A 272-nucleotide genomic window follows, 5' to 3' on the forward strand; every position below is an offset into this window, starting at 1 on the left:
CAAGCAAACGGAGCAGACTTTAGCGGCTCAACATGGTCTGCCAGCGCAGTAGCCGCCGGCAGTTCCCTTAACGGTGCAGACTTTAGCCAGGCGACGCTTCGCCATAGTAATCTGCGGCAGACGTCGCTGAACGGGGCAAATTTCTCGCTGGCCAAACTGGAGAACAGCGACCTGAGCGAGGCCGTGTGTCAGGCAGCAAATTTTCAACGCGCCAATATGTCGGGCAGTATGTTTGTGCGCACAGATTTTCGTGACGCTGACTTTACCGATGC

1 protein-coding gene is annotated in these 272 nt (G+C 55.9%); it reads left to right on the forward strand.

Annotated elements, in window-relative coordinates:
* Positions 1-272 (forward strand): pentapeptide repeat-containing protein (locus tag SB659_RS19535; RefSeq protein WP_410551602.1); only part of this gene is annotated, 272 nt, incomplete at both ends.

The organism is Arthrobacter sp. SIMBA_036 (assembly GCF_046535135.1).
GTDB lineage: Bacteria > Actinomycetota > Actinomycetes > Actinomycetales > Micrococcaceae > Arthrobacter.